Raw genomic sequence first — 372 nt, forward strand, 5'->3', positions numbered from 1 at the left:
CGCCGACCGGAACTCCTCCTGCAGATCGGCCAGGAGATCCAGGATCTGCGCCTGCACCGTCACGTCGAGGGCCGTCGTCGGCTCGTCCGCGATCAACAGATCCGGATCGTTGACCAGCGCCATCGCGATCATCGCCCGCTGCCGCATCCCACCCGAGAACTCATGCGGATACTGCTCGAACCGCTTCGCGGGCTGCGGGATACCGACCCGGCCCAACATGTCCACCGCCCGGCTACGGGCCTCCCGCTTCCCGGCCCTCGGATGATGCACCCGATACGCCTCAGCGATCTGCCTACCCACGGTGTAGTAGGGGTGCAACGCCGACAACGGATCCTGGAAGACCATCGCCATGTCCCGGCCCCGCAGCCGCCG

At 67.5% G+C, this 372-nt stretch carries 1 protein-coding gene; it reads right to left on the reverse strand.

Going from position 1 to position 372, the window contains the following annotated elements; translation table 11 throughout:
- On the reverse strand, nucleotides 1-372 hold a 372-nt coding region (locus tag ACPCK6_RS29655), incomplete at both ends, for an ATP-binding cassette domain-containing protein (protein ID WP_423482863.1).

It is taken from the genome of Micromonospora sp. AB353, from assembly GCF_049538395.1.
In the GTDB taxonomy this organism is placed as follows: Bacteria; Actinomycetota; Actinomycetes; order Mycobacteriales; family Micromonosporaceae; genus Micromonospora; species Micromonospora aurantiaca.